This window comes from Egicoccus sp. AB-alg2 (genome assembly GCF_041821065.1).
Taxonomy (GTDB): domain Bacteria; phylum Actinomycetota; class Nitriliruptoria; order Nitriliruptorales; family Nitriliruptoraceae; genus Egicoccus.
Genome location: NZ_JBGUAX010000003.1, coordinates 185215 through 206326 on the forward strand (window position 1 = coordinate 185215; position 21112 = coordinate 206326).

The following is a 21112-nucleotide window of genomic DNA, read 5'->3' on the forward strand; positions in this document are numbered from 1 at the left end:
ACACGTGCGCCAACGACATTGGTCGCCCGACCCGGGCGGGGCACTACAGTTCGGCGTCATGGGTCTCGCCGACGTCGCCTACCGGGTCTACGAGCGTCGGCTCGCCGAGGAGTTGTCCGGCGGGCCGCTGCCTCGCCATGTCGGCGTGATCCTGGACGGCAACCGGCGGTTCGCCCGCGAACGCGGCCTGGACGACCCCAGCGCCGGTCACGCGCTGGGCGCCGCCAGGATCGACCCGTTCCTCGGCTGGTGTCTGGAGATGGGCGTCCCCTATGTGACGCTGTGGCTGCTGTCCACCGACAACCTCGGCCGCGACGACCAGGAGGTCGCGCGGCTGCTGTCGATCATCGAGGAGACGGTGCGGCGGCTGGCCGACGACGGTCGCGGGCTGCGGCTGACCGCCGTGGGCGCCCTCGACCTGTTGCCGGACGACACCCGTCGGGCGCTCGCCGAGGTCGAGCGCGCCACCGCTGCCAACGACCGGCTCCGGGTCCAGATCGCCGTCGGCTACGGGGGCCGGCAGGAGATCACCGACGCGCTGCGCAAACTGCTGCAGGCCCGGGCCGGCGAGGGCTGCTCGCTGGAGGACCTCGCCCGCACGCTGCGCCCGGAGGACATCGGCGACCACCTCTACACCACCGGCCTGCCCGATCCCGACCTCATCATCCGGACCTCCGGCGAGGTGCGCCTGTCGGGCTTCCTGCTGTGGCAGTCGGCCCACAGCGAGTACTACTTCTGCGACGCGTACTGGCCCGACTTCCGTCGCATCGACTTCCTCCGCGCCCTGCGCGACTACCAGCGTCGATCCCGCCGCTACGGCCGCTGAGCGGCCTCGCGTCGGGGCGCCCCGCGCACGAGGCGATATCGAGGCGCCCGCGCACGAGGCGACGCCGATCCCGCCGCTACGGCCGCTGACGCGAGGTGCGGGTGGCGAGCCACACCAGCGAGCCGACGCCCAGCAGCACCAGCCCGCCCACGACCGCCACCTGCGGCAGCGTGACGGCCAGCAGCACGCACAGCCCGACGCCCAACGCGGCCAGCCACCGGGGCCAGCGCCGCTCCGTGTGCGTCAGCGTGACGGCCGACGCGTTCGCCAGGGCGTAGTAGGTCAGCACCGCGAACGAGCTGAACCCGATGGCGCCGCGCAGGTCGGCGACCAGCACGATCGCCGACACGACCACCGCCGCGGTGATCTCCGCCCGGTGCGGCGTGCGACGCGTCGGGTGGACGGCGTCGAGGAACCCGGGCAGCTCGCGGCGGCGCGCCATCGACAGCGTCGTGCGGCTCACGCCGGCGAGCAGCGAGAGCAGCACACCGGCGGCGGCGACCGCGGCGCCGACCTGCACGACGGGGGCCAACCCGGCCAGACCGCCGGCCTCGACGGCCGCGACCAACGGGGCCGGTGACGCCGCCAGCAACTCGGGCCCGGCGGCGAGCAGTGCGGTGCCGAGCACGACCGTGTACACCACGACCACGATGCCCAGCGCGAGCGGGATGGCGCGCGGGATCGTCTCGGTGGGGTCACGCACCTCCTCGCCCAGCGTCGCCAGCCGCGCGTAGCCGGCGAACGCGAAGAACAGCAGCCCGCCCGCCTGCAGGACCCCGAACGGACCGGCCGGCAGCGTCGCGTCGAGGTGGTCCAGCGACGCGTTGCCCCCGAGCAGGGCCGCGGCCGCGGTCACGGCCAGCGCGGCGAGCACGATCGCGACGATGGCGCGGCTGAGCCGCGCGGTCTTCTCCACGCCGAGGTAGTTGACGGTGGCCATCGCCACCACCGCGCCGATCGCGATCGGCCGGGCGAGCGACGGGGCGACGTAGGCGCCGAACGTCAGGGCCATCGCGGACAGGCTGGCGGTCTTGCCGACGACGAAGCTCCAGCCGGCCAGGAACCCCCAGTACTCGCCGAGTCGCTCGCGGGCGTAGACGTAGGTGCCGCCGGCTTCCGGGTACAGCGCGGCGAGCTGGGCCGACGAGGTGGCGTTGGCGTAGGCCACCAGCGCCGCTAGGGCCAGGCCCACCAGCAGCCATGACCCGGCCGCCGCGGCGGCCGGACCCGGGGCCGCGAACACGCCGGCGCCGATCATGGCGCCGAGTCCGACGACGACGGCGTCGCCCAGGGTCAGGCGCCGTGCCAGCGACTCCGACGGGCGGGTCATGCCGTCGGCTCGACGGCCAGGTCGGCCAGCAGGCCACGCACGCGACGCTCGATCTCGTCGCGGATCGGGCGCACGTCGTCGACGCCCTTGCCGGCCGGGTCGGTGAGCTCCCAGTCGAGGTAGCGCGTGCCCGGCACGTAGGGGCACTCGTCGCCGCAGCCCATGGTCACCACCACGTCCGTGGACGACAGCTCCTCGTCGGTCCACCGGCGCGGCTGCTGGTCCGCGATGTCGATGCCGACCTCGCGCATCGCGGCGACCGCAGCCGGGTTGACCTCGTCGACCGGTGCCGAGCCGGCCGACAGCACCTGCACCCGGTCGCCGGCGAGGGTGCGCAGCCACCCGGCCGCCATCTGCGAGCGGCCGGCGTTGTGGACGCAGAGGAAGAGCACGGTGGGGCGGTCGGTCATGGAGACACCTCGACGATTCGCGTTTGCTCAATGCTAGTCGAGCTATTTCGCCACGTGGTGCGCGGTGGTGGCCGGCCGGTGAACGTCCCCGGGATGGTGGTCGAGGTTCCGCCGCCCCAGGGGGCCTCGGGGGTACCGTCATCGACGTCGCACGCCCACCGCCGACGACCGAGACGACCACGGTGCCGCATCTGCCGCCCGACCATCTCTCACGGGACTTCCTGACCGGACTGCCGCCCACCGGGGATCCACTTCCCGAGGTGCCGGACCGGTTGCCGGACGCGCGGACCGTCGCACGCCCGGAGCCCCGGCCCGACATCACCGCACTGCTCGCGCCACCCCGAATGGGGTGGCGTTCTTCGTTCCGGTCCGACGCCGGCGTACTCACGCCACGTTGGCCGTCCCTTGGGAGCCACGCATGTCGACGATGACGCGAACCACCACTCGGCGAGGTACGTCCGCTCGGCGGACCTACGTCCTCGACACCTGTGTCCTGCTGGCCGACCCGAACGCGCTGTTCCGGTTCGACGAGCACGACGTCGTCCTGCCCCTGGTGGTCATCGAGGAACTCGACCGCAAGAAGACGTCGCTCGACGACGTGGGGCGCAACGCGCGGCTGGCGTTGCGCGCCATCGAGGAGTTGCGGGTGCAGAGCGGGGGCGGGCTTCGCGACGCCCTGAGCCTGCCGTCGGGCGGCTCGGTACGGATCGAGTCCAACCACGTCGACGTGGAACTGCCGCCCTACCTCGACAAGGGCAAGGCCGACCACCGCATCCTCTGCGTCGCGATCGGACTCGCCGGGACGCTGGTGACCAAGGACGCCGGCCTGCGCATCAAGGGCAGCCAGCTCGGCGTCGAGGTCGAGGACTACCGGGGCGACACCGCCCGCACCAGCGAGCACGACGACGGGCTCGTGGAGCTGGAGGTCGACGCGGCCTTCCTCGACCTGCTGCACCGCGACGGCAAGGCGCGCCTGGACGCCGACCTGGTCGATCTCGCACCGGCCGGCGGGGCGCTGTGGCCCAACGCCTGCCTCGTGCTGAAGGCCGGCCGGTCGTCGTCGGGCCTCGGGCGCGTGCTCGACGTGGACGACGAGGGAGCCGCGACCATCCACCGCGTGGCCGGTCACCGCTCGGTGTTCGGCATGGCGCCACGCGACGTGCGTCAGACCTTCGCGATCGACCTGCTGCTGGACCCGGATGTGCCCTGCGTGTCGCTGATGGGCATGGCCGGCACGGGCAAGACCTTCCTGGCGCTCGCGGCCGGACTCGAGCAGGTCCTCGAGGCGACCGCCTACCGCCGCCTGTCGGTCTACCGCCCGCTCATCGCGGTCGGTCGCCAGGAGATCGGCTACCTGCCCGGTGACCTCGACGAGAAGCTCGCCCCCTGGATGGCCGCCGTCCACGACAACCTCTACGCGCTGCTGCGGCGCGGGGACGCGGCGGGCGCCGGTGTGGCGGCCGGGGGGCGTGGGGCGCGCGAGCACCGCCAGATCCAGTCGACCATCGACTCGCTGATCGACCGGGGCCAGCTCGAGCTCGCGGCCATCACCTACCTGCGGGGACGCTCCATCACCGACGAGTTCGTGATCGTCGACGAGGCCCAGAACATCGAGCTGTCGGCGCTCAAGGTCGTGCTGACGCGCATGGCGACCGGCTCCAAGGTCGTGTTCTGCGGCGACCTCGGACAGGTCGACAATCCCTACATCTCCCCGTACGGCGGCATGGCCGCGCTGATCGAGAAGATGAAGGGCAGCCCGTTGTTCGGGCACGTCACGCTCGCCAAGGGCGTTCGCAGCCCGCTGGCCGAGCACGCCGCCACGATCTTCTAACCGGCTTCACCGGGGACGCGGCCGTCGTCCTTGGCGACGGCCCGCCCGTCGGCACGCACCTCAGCAGCGTCGCCGACGGGGGTGGTGGCGCGCTGTTGCTCCATCTCGACGCGCAGCGCGTCGAAGCCGCTCGGGCGGATCTTGGGCGGCGCCGACGGCGGACGGGCGCCGCGGTTGGGGACGAGTCCGGCCGCGACCGCCCCCAGCAGCAGACCCAGAAGCGCGCCGCGCACCAGGCCGACGTCGAAGGCGAGCGTGTCGCCGCGCGGCGTCAGCGCGAGTGCGAGGGCGATGCCGGCGGCGACGCCGCCCAGCACGAGCGCGATGCGCAGCGGGAGTCGCCACGGGACGGGCTGGCGGATCCGCTCGACGTTGCTCTTCTGGCGGGCCATGGGCGACGAACCTCGGGATCAGTAGGGGAGAGGTGGACGTCCCCGCATCGTGCCGCGCCGACCTTCAGCTGCCTTCAGGTGACGGGAGTCGCGCGGGCCACGCTCGCCCCGTCCGTCGCGCGCGATCCAGCGGTTTCCTTCGCGGGCGAGGAGACCCCGGCGCCACGGCCGCGGCCGGCAACGCAGCGGGAGCGTCTTCCGTCACCGGTGACGGGAACCCGCAGCGGCAACTGCGCCCGGCAAGGGATCGAACTGGTTTCCGTCGCGGGCGACGAAAAGTCTGACTTCACGGCCGCGGCCGGCAGCGCATCGAGAGCGGTTTCCGTCACGGGTGACGGAAACCTTCCTCGAGGGTCTTGACGGTCGCGTTGAGTGAGCGCACACTCATCGGTGAGTGAGTGCTCACTCGGGGCCAAGACAGCACCCCGAGCAACGCCGGTCGGACCGCGGAGGCGTGTCCGGGCCGCTGGCCGCCGGGGGACGTCGAGGAAGGGCGGGGCGAGGTGGCGACGTTGGAGGAACGGTTGCTGGACGCGGCCACCCGCGTGCTCGAACGCGACGGCCTGCCGGGCATCACCACCAAGCGCATCGCGCAGGAGGCGGGCTGCTCGGAGGGTTCGATCTACAACCACTTCGGCAGCAAGGAGGACCTGCTGGCCGAGGTCGTGAAGGCGCGCATGTCGGCCTTCCCGGCCCGGGCGGCCGAGTTCCCGGACTCGCCCGGCACCGACGACGTGCGCGAGCGACTGCGCGAGATCGCCGAACTCGCGCTCGCGTTCTACCGCCGAGGGACCGGCCACCTCGTCGCGATGATCAACAACCCCGACGCCATGCAGCAGCACGTGCGCGAGGTCCATGCCCGTGGCGGAGGCCCATGGCGCACCGTGGACGACCTCAGCCGCTGGCTGCGCGCGGAGCAGGACCTCGGCCTGGTCGACCCGGGCGCAAATCCCGTCGCCGCGGTCACCGCCCTGCTGGGCGCCATGCTCTTCCACGCCATCACCTCCGCGACCTGGGGCGCCGAGTTCGGTGCGCCCGACGACGAGGTCGCCGTCGACCGCGCCGTGGCCGCCGTCTGGCACGGCCTCGCGCCGGCCGGCTGACCGGATCGACGCCGGCCCTGCGCCCTGTCCCGCCACCCCGTCCCCGACACCCGCGCCCGACGCGAGCCGCGCCGGCGCCTGTCCGCGAAGGAACCCGCCATGACCGCCGAACCGCCGGACCGGCGCGACGTCATCGTCGACGTCCGTGGTCTGCACCACACCTTCGGCAAGGACGTCCACGCCCTCGATGGCGTCGACCTCGCCTTCGAGCCCGGCATCGTCTACGGCCTGCTCGGCCCGAACGGTGCCGGCAAGACCACGCTCATCCGGGTGCTGGCCACCCTGCTGCGCCCCACGTCGGGCCAGATCCACGTCGCCGGCGTGGACGTGCTGGCCGATCCCGTGACGGCCCGCACCCGCATCGGCCTGGCCGGGCAGTTCGCGGCCGTCGACGAGTACCTCAGCGGTCGCGAGAACGTCGAGATGGTCGGGCGGCTCTACGGTCTGTCGGCGCGCGAGTCGCGCCGCCGGACCAGCGAGGTGCTCGAGGGTGTCGGCCTGGCCGACGACGCCGGCCGGCTGGTCCGCACGTACTCGGGCGGGATGCGCCGCCGGCTCGACCTCGCCGCGTCGCTCGTGGGCCGGCCGCAGGTCATGTTCCTCGACGAGCCGACGACCGGGATCGACCCGCGGAACCGGCTCGACCTGTGGGAGCTGATCGAGGGGCTGGTCCGCGACGGCACGACGGTGCTGCTGACCACGCAGTACCTCGAGGAGGCCGACCAGCTCGCCAATCGCATCGGCGTGATCGACCGCGGTCGGATCGTGACCGAGGGCACCGCCGACGAGCTCAAGGACACGCTGGAGACCGCCGTGCTGGAGATCGGCGCCGCCCCGGACGACCGCACGGCCGTGGCCCGGGTGCTCGAGGAGCTCACCGGCGAGACGCCGACGGCCGACGCGTCGCGCGGCCACCTGCGCGTCCCGGCCCGGGCCGGCACCAAGACGCTGCTCGAGGCCGTCCGCCGGCTCGACGAGGCGGGCGTCGAGCCGACCGACGTGTCGCTGCTCAAGCCCAGCCTCGACGACGTGTTCCTCGCCCTGACCGGTGACCGTCCCGCCAGCGTCGACCCGGCCGCGTCCGACGCCGCCCGCACGCCACAGGAGGTCCACCGATGACCGCCGCCGCTGCCCCTGCCCCCGACGCCCCTACAGGCCACATCGGCCTTCGCCGCGTCGTCACCGACACGGTGGTCCTGACCCGGCGCAATCTGCTGCGCAACGTCCGGCTGCCGCAGTTGCTGCTGTTCTCCACGATCCAGCCGGTGATGTTCCTGCTGCTGTTCAACTACGTGTTCGGCGGCGCGATCGGCGGGGCCCTGCCCGCCGGCTACGAGTACATCCAGTGGCTGATGCCGGGCCTGCTCATCCAGATCGCCACGTTCGGTGCCGGCCAGACCGCACTGGGGCTGACCGAGGATCTGTCCAAGGGCGTGATCGACCGGTTCCGGTCGCTGCCGATGGCGCGCTCCGCCGTGCTGGCGGGCCGGACGTTCGCCGACCTCGGCCGCAACGCCGCCGTGCTCACGCTGATGCTGCTCGTCGGGTTCCTGATCGGATTCCGGTGGGAGACGAGCTTGCTCGGCTTCCTCGCCGGGTTCGGCATCGCCCTGCTGTTCGGCTACGCGCTGTCGTGGGTGATGGCCACCATCGGTCTGCTCGTGCGCAACCCCGAGGCCGCGCAGTCGGCGGTGTTCCTGCCGGTCTTCCCGCTGGTGTTCGCCTCCTCGGTGTTCCTGCCGACGCAGACGATGCCGGACTGGCTGCGCGTGTTCGCCGACAACCAGCCGATCACCGTGGTCGCCAACGCGCTGCGCGGCCTGATGCTGGGCCAGGAGGCGCTGCTGCCGGGCCAGACCGTGGCCGGCGAGGTCGTCGCCGCGCTCGGATGGATCGCCGGCATCACGATCGTGTTCGCGCTGCTCGCGGTCCGGGTCTACCGCCGCGTGCAGAGCACCTGACCGGCGCCCGACGCGCCCGCGCCGTGCTTCAGTTCAGGCGTGCGCGGGCGCGCACGGCGGCGCGGCGGACCTCCTCGGCGTCGGGGGCGTCGGGGCCGACCAGCTCGAGGTAGGTCTCGTAGGCCTGCGCGGCGAGGTGGAACTGGCCGACCTGGGTGAGCAGATCGCCGTGGACACGGTGGTCGTCGGGCATCCGATTGGGCAGCAGCAGCTTGAGTTCCACGACCCACCGGGCGTCGAACGGCCGCTGCTCGGCGAGGTAGGCCTGGGTGAGGTCGTTGAGTTGGCGTCGCACGACGTTGACGGCGGGCGATGGCCGGAGCATCGAGCGCCGGAAGCCCAGCTGCCCACCCGTCGCCGCCTCCACGTGCTCGGCCAGGTGCTCGTGCTCGAGCCGGGCCCCGCCGCGTGACGGATCGAGCACCAGCGGGCGCTCCCCGGCCGCGATGCCCACCACCACCAGGCCCGGCAGGGCGATCGGGTACGCCTGCACGCGCAGGCGGCGGGCGATCGACACGTACAGCATCGTCAGCGTCACGGGCACGCCGCGCTTGCCGTCGAGCACCTCGGGCAGCAGCACCGTCTCCGGGGCGCGCTCGTCGGCCGCGCCGAACCCCTGCTCCTGCGCGAGGTAGGCGGCCAGGGCCCGCGCATCGGCTTCGGGAGTTCCCGCCGCGAACCCCTGCGAGCGCAAGCCGTCGGCGAGCGCGTCCAGCCGCAGCAGCCCACGGTCGACGTCCAGGTGCGGGTCGGCCTCGGCGCCGACCAGCAGCGCGGCCTCGGCCAGGTCCGCGTCGTGGCGACGGACCAGCGAGACGAGGCGGCGACGCGTGTGCTGCGGCATGTGCCGAGGCTACTGAGCGCGGGAGCTTCCGACCCGCAGGCGACCCCGGCTGGTGAGGTCGTAGGCTCGCGACCGTCGCCGCCGCGCCGCCGTTCCAGGAGCCGCCTGTCGTGTCCGGACCCGTCGAGGTCGAGATCGTCACCCTGCCGACCGGCACGCTGCGGCTCCTCACGCTGTCGCGTCCGGCCGTGCGCAACGCCATGGACACCGGCCTGCTGGTCGCGCTGTCCGACGCCCTGCACGACGCGGACGCCGACCCGGACCTGCGCGGGCTGCTGGTCGCCGGTGCCGACGGCACGTTCTCCGCCGGCGCCGACGTCCGCGAGTCGCTGACGGACGGCGGCCGCCGTCGGATGGAGCTGTTCACCGGCGTCTACGAGCAGCTGAGCCTGTTCCGCGCCCCGACCGCCGCGGCGGTCGAGGGGTACGCCGTCGGCGGCGGCGCCGAGGTGGCCGCGGCCTGCGACCTGAGGGTTGCCGCCGAGGACGCCGTCTTCCGGTTCCCGGGTGCCATCCACGGTGTTCCCGTCGGCACGGCCCGCACGGTCGGCCAGGTCGGCCTGTCGGTGGCGAAGGACTGGGTGTTGTCGAGCCGGGACGTGACCGCGGCCGAGGCGCTGGCCGCCGGGTTCGTCCAGCGGCTGGTCCCGCCTGGCGAGACCGCCGCGGCGGCGCGCGCCTGGTTGACGCAGGTGGCCGACCGGGACGCGGACACGGTCGCGCTGCTCAAGCGGTTCTTCAACGACCACGGGGGGCTGCGCAACCGCGTCGCCTACGAGAACGACGCCCTGCGCGCCCACGCGGAGACCGGTGGGCTGCCGCCCGGGCTGGACCGCGACCTGCCACGGACCGTGCGGCCGCGGCGGGTGTGACCCGCCGAGCGCGTCCTCACTAGAGTCGCCGGCGGGCTGCTGGAGACCCCCGCGCGGGGGAGAGTGGGAGGCGGAGCGGTGAACCCCGAGAAGCCGGATCGCAACCTCGCGATCGAGATCGTGCGTGTGACCGAGGCCGCCGCGCTCGCGGCCGCCCGCTGGCAGGGGCTCGGGCGCAAGGAGGACGGCGACCAGGCCGCCGTCGACGCCATGCGCAAGATGCTCGAGACCATCGAGATGGACGGCACCGTCGTCATCGGCGAGGGGGAGAAGGACGAGGCCCCGATGCTGTTCAACGGGGAGTCGGTCGGCACGGGCTCGCTGCCGCAGGTCGACATCGCCGTGGACCCGATCGACGGCACCCGGCTGCTCGCCGAGGGCCGACCCGGCTCGCTGGCGGTGCTCGCCGCGGCGCCGACCGGCACGATGTTCGACCCGGGTCCGTGCGTCTACATGGAGAAGCTGGTCGTCGGGTCGGAGGCCGCCGGCACGGTCGACCTCGAACGGCCGCTGATCGACAACCTGCGGGCCGTCGCGAAGGCCTCCGGCAAGGAGATGCGCGACCTGACCGTGATCATGCTCGACCGCGACCGCCACGAGGAGGCCAAGCGCCAGATCCGTGAGGCGGGCGCCCGCCTGCAGCTCATCACCGACGGCGACGTCGCCGGCGGCATCCTGGCCGCGTGGGACGAGCGGCCCGAGGTCGACGTGCTCTACGGCATCGGCGGTACGCCGGAGGGCGTCGTCACCGCCTGCGCCGTCAAGGCCCTGGACGGGCAGATCCTCGGCCGGCTGTGGCCACGCAACGACGACGAGAAGCGCGCCGCGCTGGAGGGCGGCTACGACCTCGACGCGGTCCTGACCGCCGACGACCTGGTGCGCAGCGAGGACTGCTTCTTCTCCGCGACCGGCATCACGCCCGGACAGCTCGTCAACGGCGTGCAGTTCCGCGGCAACGGTGCCATCACGCAGTCGCTGGTGATGCGCGGCAAGTCCGGCACGGTGCGCCTGATCACCGCCCGCCACCGCTTCGAGAAGCTGCGGCGCTACGCCTCCGTCGAGTACTGACCCCGGCTCACCCGCCCAGGACGCGGACGTCGCGGACCTCGGACGAGCGGGGGACCGGTCCGGCGTCGCGTACCACGACCTGGCGGCCGAGCGTCGCCGCCACGACGGCGCGATCGGCATGCGCCGCGTGCAACGGCAGGTCGAGGGGGACGGCACCGAACGCGTGCACGCAGATCAACTCCGGATCGACGTCGACCGCGACCGCGACGACACTGGCGTCCTCGCCGCGGTCGAGCGCGCACGCCAGCCGCAGGATGCCGGTGAGCTCCGTCACGACGCGGCGGCGGGCCGCCGGCAACCGTCCGAACGGCGGGAAATGCTGCCCGGGCGGGCGGCCGCGGTGGAAGCGCACGAGGCTCGCCAGTTCGACCACCTGCTGGGGCGTGCAGCCCGGCACGCCCGCCCGCAGCACCTCCAGGGCGCCTTCCCGGTGTGCGGCGCCCGCGACCCGGTCGACGGCCACGTCGTGCAGGAGTGCGGCGTCGCGTACCAGCGCCACCTCGTCGTCGTCCCACCGGTAGGTCGGTGCAAGGCCCCGTGCCAGGTCGGCGGCGAGGTGTGCGGTGGTCCGGGCGTGGGCGCCGCGGCAGAGCTCTTCGACGCCGGAGGTGCGTCGGGTGTCGGGGGCCGGGTCGAGCCGCAGGGCCTCCAGCAGCTGCCCGTCGGTCGCCGAGTCACGCGAGAGCACCAGCCGGTCGGCGTTCCAGCGCGTCGCGAGGGCCACCAGATACGCCGCCCCACGCGCGATGACGTCCGCCTCCTCCGGGGCGACGGCCGGCAGGAGCAGCAGCTGGGTCGGCGAGACCGTGGCGAGCTCGCGGTCGAGCAGGGCCAGTTCGTCGACGCCCACCTCGAGTCGCTCGGCCGGTGGCGTCACGGGGCCGTAGCGACGCTGCAGCAGGGTCCGGCCCACGGCCTCGGCGATCTCACCCACGACCACCGGCGGCGCCCCGTCCGGACAGCGCGGCGGTACGCCGTGCAGCGCGTCGACCAGCGTGGCGCGCGTGGACGGGACGCACGCCGGGTCGCCGATCACGGCGACCACGCCCGGCACCTGCGCGAGCCGCACGCCGTCGACGTGGCGGGTGACCAGTCGGGTGACCCGTTCACCGGGTTCGGCCACGACCACCGGGGCCTCGCCGCCGTGCAGCGGGCGGGTCACGCGCAACAGCAGTCGTGCCTCGTCGTGGTCATCGCGCACCTGTACGGATGCGCCCAGTTCGCGGGCGGCCGTGCGGACTAGTTCGTGCAGGTCGCCGGCCCCGGCGACCGCGGCGTCCACGACCGCGACGGTGCGCGACGCGCCAGCACGGAAGCACTCGCCCCGCAGGCGCCGCAGCGTCTCGGCGACGAGCAGTCGCAGACCCTCGCCGACGACCCCGTCACGCGCGACGGCACGCTGGAGCCGGAGCACGATGCGGCGATCGAGGTGGGTGCGGTACCAGCCGCCGGGGGTCGGCTCGGCGACCACGGCTCGCGTGGTGGTGCCGCCGATCTCGATCACCGCGGTGCGCATGGCCGGACGCTACGGCGACCGAGCGACGCGGCGGTGTCCTGCAGGTGAACGTCGATGAGCGCCGCGGACAACGCTGGCGCGCGCGTGGACCGCTCCCGGAGGGGTTCGCTCATGCCCTCAGCCGAAGCGTCCGGTGATGTAGGCCTCGGTGCGGGGGTCGGCAGCCTCGGTGAACAGCGTCTCCGTCCGGTCGAACTCGACGAGTTGGCCAGTGCGCTGCCCGACCCCGTCGTCGACGTCGACCGTGAGGAACGCGGTGCGATCCGACACCCTGGCCGCCTGTTGCATGTTGTGGGTGACGATGACGATCGAGTACTCCCCGCGCAGTTCGCGCATGAGGTCCTCGATCTTCAGTGTGGCGATCGGGTCGAGCGCCGAACACGGTTCGTCCATGAGGATGACGTCGGGCTCCAGGGCGATGGCACGCGCGATGCACAGACGCTGCTGCTGGCCGCCGGACAGGGACGTGCCCGGCTCGTTGAGCTTGTCCTTGACCTCGTCCCAGATGGCGGCGCCGCGCAGCGCGCGCTCGACCCGGTCGCCGAGTCCCTTCGTCATCCCGTGGAGGCGTGGCCCGAAGGCCACGTTGTCGTAGATCGACATGGCGAACGGGTTCGGCTTCTGGAACACCATGCCGATGCGACGACGCACCTCGGCCGCGTCGATCCCGGCGTCGTAGACGTTCTCGCCGTGGTAGCGGACCGCACCCTCGACGGTGCAGCCGTCGATGAGGGTTCAGGGTGCGAAGCAGGGTCGACTTGCCGCAGCCGGACGGTCCGATCAGCGCGGTGATCTCGCCGGTGGGTATGCGCAGGTCGATGTCCGCCACGGCGGCGTTGCCGCCGTAGCGGACCGTCACGCCCTCGATCTCGAAGACGGCCTCGCGGATCTCGGGCGTGACCGGCGGCTGCTGACGATCGTCCAGCGAGGGCTTGCCGCTCGCGGCGGCGACGACCTTTGCCTTCGTGTCGCGCTGCGAGGTGGCGGTGTCGGCCGGCAGCGAGTGTTCGGTCATGGGGCAACCTCGTCGGTCGGGGGCGTCAGCGGCGGCCCCAGCGGGCGGAGACGAGGCGCGCCGCGAGCGTGAGCACCAGCACGATGATCATCAGCAGCAGCGCCCCAGCCCAGGCGCGCTGCTGGCCGGCCTCGAACGGCTGGCGGGCGCCCCGGTAGATCAGCAGCGTCAGGGAGGCGATCGGCGTGCCCTGCAGTTGACTCACGATCTGCAGCGAGCCCAGTGCGGTCAGCAGAAGCACAGCCGTCTCCCCGGCGGCGCGCGCGACTGCCAGCATGGATCCCGTCACCAGGCCCGGCGCCGCGCTGGGCAGCACGACGCGCAGGATGGTCTGCCACTTGCGCGCCCCGAGCCCGATCGATGCTGCACGCTGGTCCTCGGGAACCAGTTTCAGCATCTCCTCGCTGGAGCGCACGATGATCGGCAGCATGAGGACCGCCAGGCCGGCCGCGCCCGTGATCGCACCGAACCCCAGGCCGCCGCGGACCAGTAGCGCGTAGATGAACAGACCGACGAACACGCTGGGCACGCCCGTCATGACGTCGGTGAAGAACCGGATCACCCCGGCCAGCGGGCCCTTGCCGTACTCGACGAGGTAGACGGCGGCCAGGATGCCGACCGGCACGGAGAAGAGGGTCGCGAACGTGACCATGTAGGCCGAGCCGATGAGTCCGTGCACGTACCCACCGCCGGGTCGCCGCGCACCCGGCTGGATCGACGTCAGGAACTCCCAGTCGAGGGCGGGCAGGCCGCGTCGCGTGACCTCCAGCAGGATGAGCGCCAACGGGACGACGGCGACGACCATCCCGAGGGTCAGCGTCGCACGCGCGATGCGGCCGCGGGCCCGGCGCCGGCGGGTGTGGCCGTCGATCTCCCGCAGGCTCGTCCGGTGGCGCTCGGGGCGGGTCAGGGTCTCGCTCACAGCGCGGCGTCTCCTGCGACGCGCCCGATCCGCCAGACCAGCAGACGGGCGAGGACGTTCACGATCACGGTGATGACGAAGAGGCCGACGCCGACGGCGATCAGTGCGTCGACGGTCTCCGGCGCCGCGTCCTGGAACGTGCTGGCGATGTGGCCGGCCATCGACTGGCCGGCGAAGAAGAGGCTGGCACCCCAGCGCTGTTGGCCGCCGATCAGCATGGCGACCGCGATGGTCTCGCCGAGCGCGCGACCGAGGCCCAGCATCGTGGCGCCGACGATGCCGGCGAACGAGCGCTTGAGGATGACGCGCCGCATGACCTCCCAGTCCGTGGCGCCCATCCCGTAGGCGGCCTGGATCTGGTCCTCCGGGGTCTGGGCCATCACTTCCCGGGCGATCGCGGTGATGATGGGCAGGATCATGATCGCGAGCACGTTGCCGGCGATGAAGTAGTTGACGTTGCGGGTCGGTCCCTCGAAGAAGGCACCGACGAACGGGACGTTCCCGAAGGTCGAGATGAGGAAGCGCGAGATCGGCTGCAGCACGGCGGGCGAGAAGAACAGCAGGCCCCACAACCCGTACACCACGGAGGGGATGGCCGCGAGGAGTTCGACCGTGTAGGTCAGCGTTCGCCGGATGCGTTTGGGAGCGAGGCGGTTGATGTACAGCGAGATGGCGATCGCCAGCGGCAGCGCGATGGCGATGGCGATCGCGGAACTGATCAACGTGCCGTAGATGAAGGCGAAGGCGCCGTACTCGCCGGTGTACTCACTGCGACTGAAACCGGAATTCCACTCGGCGCTCGTGAAGAAGTCCAGGAAGCCCTGGTACTGGAACACCGGCCACGCGTCGCGGGTGGTGGAGCCGATCATCAGCCCGAGGATCACCAGGACGGAGATCCCGGCGGTCCAGGTGATGCTGCGGAACACGGGGTCGGCCCACCGGCCCGAGCCGGTGGCGCGAAGGTCCGGGCGCCGGTCGGGCGACGTCGACGTCGTCTGCAACGGTGGCCTCCTCGTGAGGGCCGTCCGGGCTGAGACGCACGGCGGTGGGTGCTGCCGGGCAGCACCCACCGCCACGCTGGGCGCGGGCGAGCCGCAGTGGCTCAGTTCTGCGAGTTGATCCGCTCGATGGCGGCGCGCACGTCCGGCTTCACGGACTCGTCGAGCGGCGCGTACCCGAGCTCCAGGGCCAGGTCGTCACCGTTCTCGACCGCCCAGGTCCAGAAGTCCTTGAGCAGGTCGGCGGTCTGGACGTCGTAGCCGCACTCCCAGGCGAAGATCCAGTTGGTGCCGGCGATCGGGTAGCCGTCGCCGCCGACGCCGAGGATGTCGAAGCGGAAGTCGTCCGGGATGTCGATGGTGGCCAGTGCCGCGGAGGTCGCCTCGAGCGTGGGTTGGACCGCGTTGCCGTCCTCGTTGATCACCGACGCGGTCTGCAGCCCCAATTCGAGCGCGTAGGCCTGGTTGATGTAGCCGATACCGCCGTCGTTCTGCGTGATGCCGGCCGAGACGCCCTCGTTGCCCTCGCCGCCGACGGTGCCCGACGGCCACTGCACCTCGGTGCCCTCGCCGAGGGTCCAGGTGTCGGTGTCGGCGTCGAGGTACTTGGTGAACACCGAGGTGGTGCCGGAACCGTCGGAGCGGTGGACCGGGATGAGTTCCTTCTCCGGCAACTCGGCGTCCGGGTTGAGCTCGGCGATGGCGGGGTCGTTCCACATCGTGATGCGGCGCTCGAAGATGTCGGCGATCACCTCGCCGCTGAGCACGAGCTCCTCGAGCTCGGGTTCGTCGTACGCGATGGTGACGGCGCCGAACACGACGGGGATCTCGATGGGGTCGCAGCCGCGCTCGTCGGCGGCCAGTTGCAGGTCGTCCTCGGACAGCACCCGCTCGGACGAGCCGAAGTCGACGGTCTGGCTCAGGAACTGCTCGATGCCGCCGCCCGAGCCGATCGACTGGTAGTTGATGCTGGCGCCCGGGTTGACCTCGGCGTAGTCGAAGATCCATTCCTCGAAGACCGGCGTCGGGAACGTCGCGCCGGCGCCGTCCAGGGATCCGGAGGGGCCGCCACCGGCCTCGCCGTCGTCCTCGGTGGCCGGCTCGTCGGCGGCCTCGGCCGCGGGCTCGTCGGACGTGCCGGTCGCGCCCTCGTCGACCGCGCCTTGGGCCGTCGGGTCGCCGGCGTCGGCGTCGCCGCCACACGCCGTGGCGAGCAGGGAGGCGGCCACCAGTGCGGCGGCGCGCCGGGAGAACGTATGCATGGAGATGTCACTCCTGCGGGAGCGGGAAGCGGGAAACGAACGCCGCCGACGCTACGGAGGCCGTCTGGAGCTTCCCTGGGGATACGCAGAACGCAGGGTGAACGGGGCGCGAAAGCTTCCGTACGAAGGTGACGGGCCGGTTGCCCGACGGGGCGTGCGGACGGTCGGGTCAGCGACCGGCGCCGCGAAGGTCCAGGGCGTCACGCAGGACGGCGACGCGTGGCTCGGCGACGCGGAAGTAGGCCCAGCGCCCGCGTTGCTCGCGCTCGAGGAGGCCGGCGGCCGTGAGCGCCGACAGGTGGTGGCTGACCGTTGGCTGGGAGCGGCCCAGCGGGGCGGTCAGGTCGCAGACGCAGGCCTCGCCGTCGGGGCTGTTGGCGACGAGCGAGAGCAACCGCAGCCGGATCGGGTCGGCGAGGAGTTTGAAGGCGGCGGCCAGCTGCCCGGCCTCGTCCACGGACAGCGCCTCCTGGAGGACCGGGGCGCAGCACGGCTCGATGGTCTGGACGTCCATGCAGGCTTCCTGTCGCGGCTGGTGTGGGAAGAGGGTGCCCGACACATCGATAAGCGTCAATGCGTTCAGCGCACACGGTGACGTTACCCATCGACAATGGTCGATGCGATGTCTACGGTTCTCCGTATCGATGACCATCGATACGTACCCGGCCAGCTGAGGCCCGAAGGAGAAAACGATGTCCCGTGTGCAACTGGCTCTCGACGTGACCGACCTCGACGCCGCCGTCGACTTCTACAGCGCGCTGCTGGGCGTCTCGCCGGCCAAGCGCAAGCCCGGCTACGCCAACTTCGCCGTGGAGGACCCGCCGTTGAAGCTGGTGCTCTTCGAGGGTGAGCGCGGCGGGACCCTCAACCACCTCGGCATCGAGGTCACGGATTCGGACGAGGTCGCGTCCGCGACCGCACGGTTGGACGCGGCCGGCCTCGCGACCGACGAGCGCCGAAGCGAGACCTGCTGCTACGCGACGCAGGACAAGGTCTGGGTCGCCGACCCCGACGGCGCGCGCTGGGAGGTCTACAACGTGCTGGGGGACACCCCGACCTTCTTCGCCGAAGGCGAGGGCCCGGACGGGGCGACGGCCGCCGCCTGCTGCAACTGAGAACGTGGAAGCCGGCACCCGGTGCCACACCTGTGACCCGCCCCCACGCCACGAGGAAGACGTCCCATGGACCCCATCACGCTGCTACGGATCAGCCACGTCGAACAGGGCATCGCCCGCGAACGGGCCGCGTTCCACAACGCCGCGGTGCGACGGCGGCGCGACCATCGGTCCCGACGCTGGCAGGCACTGACCAGCCGGTTCACCGCGCGCCGGGCTCCGGGCGCCCGTGCGGCCTGCACCACCTGCTGACGTCTCAGGCCGCCCCGGCTTCGCCGTCCTCGCGACGACGGGGCGGCGACACCCGCCCCGGGGCGCCACGCCGGACCGCTGGCGTGGCGCCCAGCCGTCGGTGCAGGAAGTCGGCGATGGCGTCGGCGATCTCGTCCGGGAACTCGAGCAGGGCGCCGTGGGTGGCGTCGGCGACGACCGACAACTCCGCGTCGGGCATCGACGCCAGCATCTGCTCGCCGACCGACGGCGGCGACCACGGGTCGGCCGAGCCGACCAGGATCTGCGTGGGGACGTCGACCTCGTGCAACCACGGACCGGCGTCGAACTCGTGCATCCCGCGAGCCACCTCCAGCGCGACGGCCGGGTCGCAGGCGCCGAGGTGGCGGAAGTAGGCGTCCATGCCCTCGGCCGGGGTGTAGGGGCCCAGGGCCCGGATGGCGCGCGCCACCGGCATCGCCAGGGGCAGCCGGGGTGCCCGGGCCGCCGCCCGCCGCAGCGGTCCCGGCACCAGCGGAAGCCCGTGGTAGAGGAGCGGGAACAGGTGCGCGCCGATCCGGCTCCCGTAGAAGGTCTGCATCGGGGAACTGAACGGTCCGGTGACGAGCACGAGGCCGCCGACCAGGTCGGTTCGCGCCCGCCAGACGGCGAGGGCCACCTCGCAGCCCATCGAGTGGCCGAGCAGGACGACGTCGCGGAGGCCCTCGGCCTCGATCACGGCCGTCACGTCGTCCGCGAGACGCTCGATCGTGTAGTCCTCGGGACGGGCGGCCCGCAGCCCGGAGGGGCGCCCTGCCGGGCAGGTGGAGGCGCCGACGCCGCGGTAGTTCAGCACGACCACGCGCTGGCGTTCGGCCAGGGCCTCGGCGACGGGTGCCCAGTGGTTGTCCGGGCACAGATACCCCGCGCACAGCACCAGCGGCCGGGCCCGTCGATGCTCCTCGCCGAGCACCGTGTAACGGATGCGCACGTCGTCGGGGGTCACGGCCTCGCGGTCCTTGGGCCACGCGTGGCCGCCGCGGTCGCCGTTCCAGCGGGTCTCGTGCTTCGTCACCGATCCCTCCGTCGGGTCCGGCCTCGGAGCCGACATGGTTGCACGCACGTTGCTCACCGTGCGCACCCGAGCATTCTCCTGGCGTTCAACCGCCGTTCACCAAAGGGGCGCACACTCGCCTCATCGAGTCGTCCACCTCGACGTCCTCGGCGCGCCCACCGTGGGACACGAGACGTCGCTCGTCCTCCTCGAGTCGCGCATGAGCCCTGAGATCCGCGTCGGCACCTCCCAGGAAACCCACGTGAGCGAATCGTCACCCCTCGATGCCGAGGTGCTCCGCCGACACGGCACGGGCGCCACCGCGGCGGTCAAGGACCCGGTCTTCCGCCTCGAGGGCGTGGAGGTCTTCTACGGCCGCTTCCGCGCGGTGTCCGACATCTCCTTCGCCGTCCCAGAGCGGGAGATCACCGCCCTGATCGGTCCCTCGGGCTGCGGGAAGTCCACGCTGTTGCGGGCCCTGAACCGGATGAACGACCTCATCGACGGTGCGCGGGTCGAGGGCCGGGTCGCCTACCACGGCCAGGACCTCTACGCCCCCGAGGTGGATCCGGTAGAGGTGCGGCGTCGCATCGGCATGGTGTTCCAGAAGCCGAACCCCTTCCCGAAGTCGATCTACGACAACGTGGCGTTCGGCCCGCGACTGATGGGACGGACCAAGAACCTGGACGACACCGTGGAGCAGGCCCTGCGCGGCGCCGCGCTCTGGGACGAGGTCAAGAACTCGCTGGGTCAGTCCGGGCTGGCGTTGTCCGGCGGGCAGCAGCAGCGCCTGTGCATCGCCCGCGCCATCGCGACGTCGCCCGACGTGATCCTGATGGACGAGCCGTGCTCGGCACTGGACCCGATCGCCACGTTGAAGATCGAGGACCTCATGCGCCAGCTACGCGAGGACTACACGATCGTCATCGTGACCCACAACATGCAGCAGGCCGCCCGCGTCTCGGACTGGACCGCGTTCCTGTCGGTCGACATCGACGACACGTCGGGCGACCGCACCGGCGCACTGGTCGAGTTCGACCGCACGGAGAAGCTGTTCACGCAGGCGTCGGACCCCCGCACGGAGGCGTACATCACGGGGCGGTTCGGGTGACCCGGGTGACGGGCAGCTGAGTCCCGACTGAAAGCTTCGGTTGGCGTTCATGATCCGGTCACCTGCGATTCAACGGCCGTAACCACGGGCTTCGTAGCGTGATCCGCAGCTCCTACGTCAGTCGTAGGAGTGCCGCTCACACTCCCGAGGAGATCCATTCGTGCGTGTTTCCCTGCGCGCCGCCCGGCGGACCGCACCGGTCCTGGCCGCGGCACTGCTCTTGTCCGCCTGCGCGGGCGCGGTCCAGGACGACTCGACCGATCCCGCCGCCAACGAAGCCACCGCCGGCGGCGACGCCGGCACCGAGGAGGAACCGACCGCGGAGCCGGCGGACGAGGACGCCTCGGCCGGCGGCGAGTTGTCCGGCACCATCGTGGCCTCCGGTTCGTCGACCGTGGAACCGATCACGAACCTCGCCGCGGAAGCCTTCGCGACCGACAACCCGGGCGTCGGCTTCGACATCTCCGGCCCCGGAACGGGCGACGGGTTCGCCGCCTTCTGCAACGGCGAGACCGACCTCCAGGACGCCTCTCGACCGATCAAGGACGAGGAGGCCGCCACCTGTGAGTCCAACGGCATCGAGTACGTCGAACTCAAGATCGCCATCGACGGCCTGTCGGTGCTGACCAGCCCGGAGAACGACGCCGTGGGGTGCGTCTCCTACGGCGACCTGTACGCCCTGCTCGGCCCCGAGTCGACCGGTTTCGCCAACTGGAGCGACGCGAACGACCTCGCGGGTGAGATCGACGGCACCAACTCGCCCTACCCGGACGCGCCGCTGCAGGTCACGGCGCCGGGTGAGGAATCCGGCACCTACGACACCTTCGTCGAGCTGGTCTTCGCCGGCATCGCGGAGGAGCGCGGGCAGGAGGCCGAGGCCCGCCCGGACTACACCGCGTCGCCGAACGACAACGTCATCGTGGACGGCATCTCCGGTTCGCCGACCTCGCTGGGCTGGGTGGGCTACGCCTTCTACGAGGAGAACCAGGACGCGCTGAAGGCCCTCGAGGTCGACGGCGGCGAGGGCTGTGTGGCGCCCACGGACGAGACGATCGCGTCCGGCGAGTACCCGCTGTCGCGCCCGCTGTTCATCTACGTGTCGCAAAACCGGCTCGAGGACAATCCGGCGCTGGAGGCCTTCGTGGACTTCTACGTCAGCGACGCCGGCAACCAGGCCGTCGCCGACGCCGGCTACGTCCAGCTGCCCGACGAAGAGTGGGCCGCCGCGGGCGCGGCGTGGAACGACCGCTGACGAGGAACGACCGCTGAGCA

Annotated in this window: 21 protein-coding genes and 1 pseudogene; 11 read left to right on the forward strand and 11 right to left on the reverse strand. The window is 72.1% G+C overall.

Going from position 1 to position 21112, the window contains the following annotated elements; all coding sequences use genetic code 11:
* Window positions 1-58: 58 nt before the first annotated feature.
* Window positions 59-826 carry an isoprenyl transferase gene (locus ACERM0_RS06095; RefSeq protein ID WP_373677656.1) on the forward strand — a complete coding sequence of 256 codons (768 nt, stop codon included), beginning with the start codon at window positions 59-61 and terminating at the stop codon, window positions 824-826.
* Window positions 827-902: 76 nt separating this feature from the next.
* Here ACERM0_RS06095 and ACERM0_RS06100 read toward each other — a convergent pair whose 3' ends face one another.
* Complete coding sequence (locus tag ACERM0_RS06100) at window positions 903-2156, reverse strand: APC family permease (RefSeq protein ID WP_373677657.1); 1254 nt, start codon at window positions 2154-2156, stop codon at window positions 903-905.
* Complete coding sequence (locus ACERM0_RS06105; RefSeq protein WP_373677658.1) at window positions 2153-2566, reverse strand: arsenate reductase ArsC; 414 nt, start codon at window positions 2564-2566, stop codon at window positions 2153-2155. Before ACERM0_RS06105 ends, ACERM0_RS06100 begins: the two co-directional genes overlap by 4 nt.
* 427 nt (window positions 2567-2993) lie before the next feature.
* Between ACERM0_RS06105 and ACERM0_RS06110 the strand changes: the two genes are divergently transcribed.
* Window positions 2994-4397, forward strand: coding sequence for a PhoH family protein (locus ACERM0_RS06110; protein WP_373677659.1), 1404 nt, complete (start codon window positions 2994-2996; stop codon window positions 4395-4397).
* Here the strand turns inward: ACERM0_RS06110 and ACERM0_RS06115 are convergent.
* Complete coding sequence (locus tag ACERM0_RS06115) at window positions 4394-4789, reverse strand: hypothetical protein (protein ID WP_373677660.1); 396 nt, start codon at window positions 4787-4789, stop codon at window positions 4394-4396. The two genes, ACERM0_RS06110 and ACERM0_RS06115, sit on opposite strands and share 4 nt — an antisense overlap.
* 512 nt (window positions 4790-5301) lie before the next feature.
* Here ACERM0_RS06115 and ACERM0_RS06120 point away from each other — a divergent pair.
* The 3 genes from ACERM0_RS06120 (at window position 5302) to ACERM0_RS06130 (ending at window position 7853) form a co-directional block, all read left to right on the forward strand.
* On the forward strand, window positions 5302-5892 hold the full coding sequence (locus ACERM0_RS06120; RefSeq protein WP_373677661.1) for a TetR/AcrR family transcriptional regulator: 591 nt from the start codon (window positions 5302-5304) through the stop codon (window positions 5890-5892).
* A gap of 99 nt (window positions 5893-5991) precedes the next feature.
* The gene (locus ACERM0_RS06125) at window positions 5992-7011 is read left to right on the forward strand and encodes an ATP-binding cassette domain-containing protein (protein ID WP_373677662.1); all 1020 of its coding nucleotides are present in this window, start codon (window positions 5992-5994) and stop codon (window positions 7009-7011) included.
* Window positions 7008-7853, forward strand: coding sequence for an ABC transporter permease (locus ACERM0_RS06130; RefSeq protein WP_373677663.1), 846 nt, complete (start codon window positions 7008-7010; stop codon window positions 7851-7853). Before ACERM0_RS06125 ends, ACERM0_RS06130 begins: the two co-directional genes overlap by 4 nt.
* Before the next feature lie 28 nt (window positions 7854-7881).
* On the opposite strand, the gene ACERM0_RS06135 is transcribed toward ACERM0_RS06130, so the two are convergent.
* Window positions 7882-8697: a tetratricopeptide repeat protein gene (locus ACERM0_RS06135; RefSeq protein WP_373677664.1), complete on the reverse strand. Its 816-nt coding sequence runs from the start codon at window positions 8695-8697 to the stop codon at window positions 7882-7884.
* A gap of 110 nt (window positions 8698-8807) precedes the next feature.
* Between ACERM0_RS06135 and ACERM0_RS06140 the strand changes: the two genes are divergently transcribed.
* Both ACERM0_RS06140 and glpX read left to right on the forward strand, forming a co-directional pair.
* Window positions 8808-9569, forward strand: coding sequence for an enoyl-CoA hydratase/isomerase family protein (locus ACERM0_RS06140; protein ID WP_373677665.1), 762 nt, complete (start codon window positions 8808-8810; stop codon window positions 9567-9569).
* Between the two features lie 78 nt (window positions 9570-9647).
* Window positions 9648-10637, forward strand: a complete 990-nt coding sequence (gene glpX, locus ACERM0_RS06145; protein ID WP_373677667.1) for a class II fructose-bisphosphatase — start codon at window positions 9648-9650, stop codon at window positions 10635-10637.
* Window positions 10638-10644: 7 nt separating this feature from the next.
* On the opposite strand, the gene ACERM0_RS06150 is transcribed toward glpX, so the two are convergent.
* The 6 genes and pseudogenes from ACERM0_RS06150 to ACERM0_RS06175 all read right to left on the reverse strand — a co-directional run bounded on the left by ACERM0_RS06150 (window position 10645) and on the right by ACERM0_RS06175 (window position 16864).
* On the reverse strand, window positions 10645-12153 hold the full coding sequence (locus tag ACERM0_RS06150) for an HD domain-containing protein (protein ID WP_373677668.1): 1509 nt from the start codon (window positions 12151-12153) through the stop codon (window positions 10645-10647).
* Window positions 12154-12270: 117 nt separating this feature from the next.
* Window positions 12271-13168: pseudogene (pstB, locus tag ACERM0_RS06155) on the reverse strand (phosphate ABC transporter ATP-binding protein PstB).
* A gap of 25 nt (window positions 13169-13193) precedes the next feature.
* Complete coding sequence (pstA, locus tag ACERM0_RS06160; RefSeq protein ID WP_373677669.1) at window positions 13194-14090, reverse strand: phosphate ABC transporter permease PstA; 897 nt, start codon at window positions 14088-14090, stop codon at window positions 13194-13196.
* On the reverse strand, window positions 14087-15091 hold the full coding sequence (gene pstC, locus ACERM0_RS06165; protein WP_373677670.1) for a phosphate ABC transporter permease subunit PstC: 1005 nt from the start codon (window positions 15089-15091) through the stop codon (window positions 14087-14089). Before pstC ends, pstA begins: the two co-directional genes overlap by 4 nt.
* A gap of 101 nt (window positions 15092-15192) precedes the next feature.
* Window positions 15193-16350: a phosphate ABC transporter substrate-binding protein PstS gene (gene pstS, locus ACERM0_RS06170; protein ID WP_373677671.1), complete on the reverse strand. Its 1158-nt coding sequence runs from the start codon at window positions 16348-16350 to the stop codon at window positions 15193-15195.
* A 169-nt stretch (window positions 16351-16519) separates the two neighbouring features.
* A complete protein-coding gene (locus tag ACERM0_RS06175) occupies window positions 16520-16864 on the reverse strand; it encodes an ArsR/SmtB family transcription factor (protein ID WP_373677672.1) in 345 nt (114 codons plus the stop codon).
* 178 nt (window positions 16865-17042) lie between these two features.
* Here ACERM0_RS06175 and ACERM0_RS06180 point away from each other — a divergent pair, with 178 nt between their 5' ends.
* Entirely contained in the window at window positions 17043-17465 is a 423-nt protein-coding gene (locus ACERM0_RS06180) for an ArsI/CadI family heavy metal resistance metalloenzyme (protein ID WP_373677673.1), read from the forward strand.
* 66 nt (window positions 17466-17531) lie between these two features.
* Window positions 17532-17717 carry a hypothetical protein gene (locus ACERM0_RS06185; protein WP_373677674.1) on the forward strand — a complete coding sequence of 62 codons (186 nt, stop codon included), beginning with the start codon at window positions 17532-17534 and terminating at the stop codon, window positions 17715-17717.
* 4 nt (window positions 17718-17721) lie between these two features.
* Here ACERM0_RS06185 and ACERM0_RS06190 read toward each other — a convergent pair whose 3' ends face one another.
* A complete protein-coding gene (locus ACERM0_RS06190) occupies window positions 17722-18750 on the reverse strand; it encodes an alpha/beta fold hydrolase (protein WP_373677675.1) in 1029 nt (342 codons plus the stop codon).
* A gap of 199 nt (window positions 18751-18949) precedes the next feature.
* Between ACERM0_RS06190 and pstB (ACERM0_RS06195) the strand changes: the two genes are divergently transcribed.
* Both pstB (ACERM0_RS06195) and ACERM0_RS06200 read left to right on the forward strand, forming a co-directional pair.
* Window positions 18950-19840, forward strand: coding sequence for a phosphate ABC transporter ATP-binding protein PstB (pstB, locus tag ACERM0_RS06195; RefSeq protein ID WP_373677676.1), 891 nt, complete (start codon window positions 18950-18952; stop codon window positions 19838-19840).
* A 160-nt stretch (window positions 19841-20000) separates the two neighbouring features.
* On the forward strand, window positions 20001-21092 hold the full coding sequence (locus tag ACERM0_RS06200) for a PstS family phosphate ABC transporter substrate-binding protein (protein WP_373677677.1): 1092 nt from the start codon (window positions 20001-20003) through the stop codon (window positions 21090-21092).
* Window positions 21093-21112 lie beyond the last annotated feature (20 nt).

Coding starts and splice junctions, on each gene's coding strand:
- ACERM0_RS06095 (WP_373677656.1), top strand. CDS start 59: ATGGGTCTCGCCGACGTCGCCTACCGGGTCTACGAGCGTCGGCTCGCC.
- ACERM0_RS06100 (WP_373677657.1), bottom strand. CDS start 2,156: ATGACCCGCCCGTCGGAGTCGCTGGCACGGCGCCTGACCCTGGGCGAC.
- ACERM0_RS06105 (WP_373677658.1), bottom strand. CDS start 2,566: ATGACCGACCGCCCCACCGTGCTCTTCCTCTGCGTCCACAACGCCGGC.
- ACERM0_RS06110 (WP_373677659.1), top strand. CDS start 2,994: ATGACGCGAACCACCACTCGGCGAGGTACGTCCGCTCGGCGGACCTAC.
- ACERM0_RS06115 (WP_373677660.1), bottom strand. CDS start 4,789: ATGGCCCGCCAGAAGAGCAACGTCGAGCGGATCCGCCAGCCCGTCCCG.
- ACERM0_RS06125 (WP_373677662.1), top strand. CDS start 5,992: ATGACCGCCGAACCGCCGGACCGGCGCGACGTCATCGTCGACGTCCGT.
- ACERM0_RS06130 (WP_373677663.1), top strand. CDS start 7,008: ATGACCGCCGCCGCTGCCCCTGCCCCCGACGCCCCTACAGGCCACATC.
- ACERM0_RS06135 (WP_373677664.1), bottom strand. CDS start 8,697: ATGCCGCAGCACACGCGTCGCCGCCTCGTCTCGCTGGTCCGTCGCCAC.
- ACERM0_RS06150 (WP_373677668.1), bottom strand. CDS start 12,153: ATGCGCACCGCGGTGATCGAGATCGGCGGCACCACCACGCGAGCCGTG.
- pstS (WP_373677671.1), bottom strand. CDS start 16,350: ATGCATACGTTCTCCCGGCGCGCCGCCGCACTGGTGGCCGCCTCCCTG.
- ACERM0_RS06175 (WP_373677672.1), bottom strand. CDS start 16,864: ATGGACGTCCAGACCATCGAGCCGTGCTGCGCCCCGGTCCTCCAGGAG.
- ACERM0_RS06180 (WP_373677673.1), top strand. CDS start 17,043: ATGTCCCGTGTGCAACTGGCTCTCGACGTGACCGACCTCGACGCCGCC.
- ACERM0_RS06185 (WP_373677674.1), top strand. CDS start 17,532: ATGGACCCCATCACGCTGCTACGGATCAGCCACGTCGAACAGGGCATC.
- pstB (WP_373677676.1), top strand. CDS start 18,950: ATGAGCCCTGAGATCCGCGTCGGCACCTCCCAGGAAACCCACGTGAGC.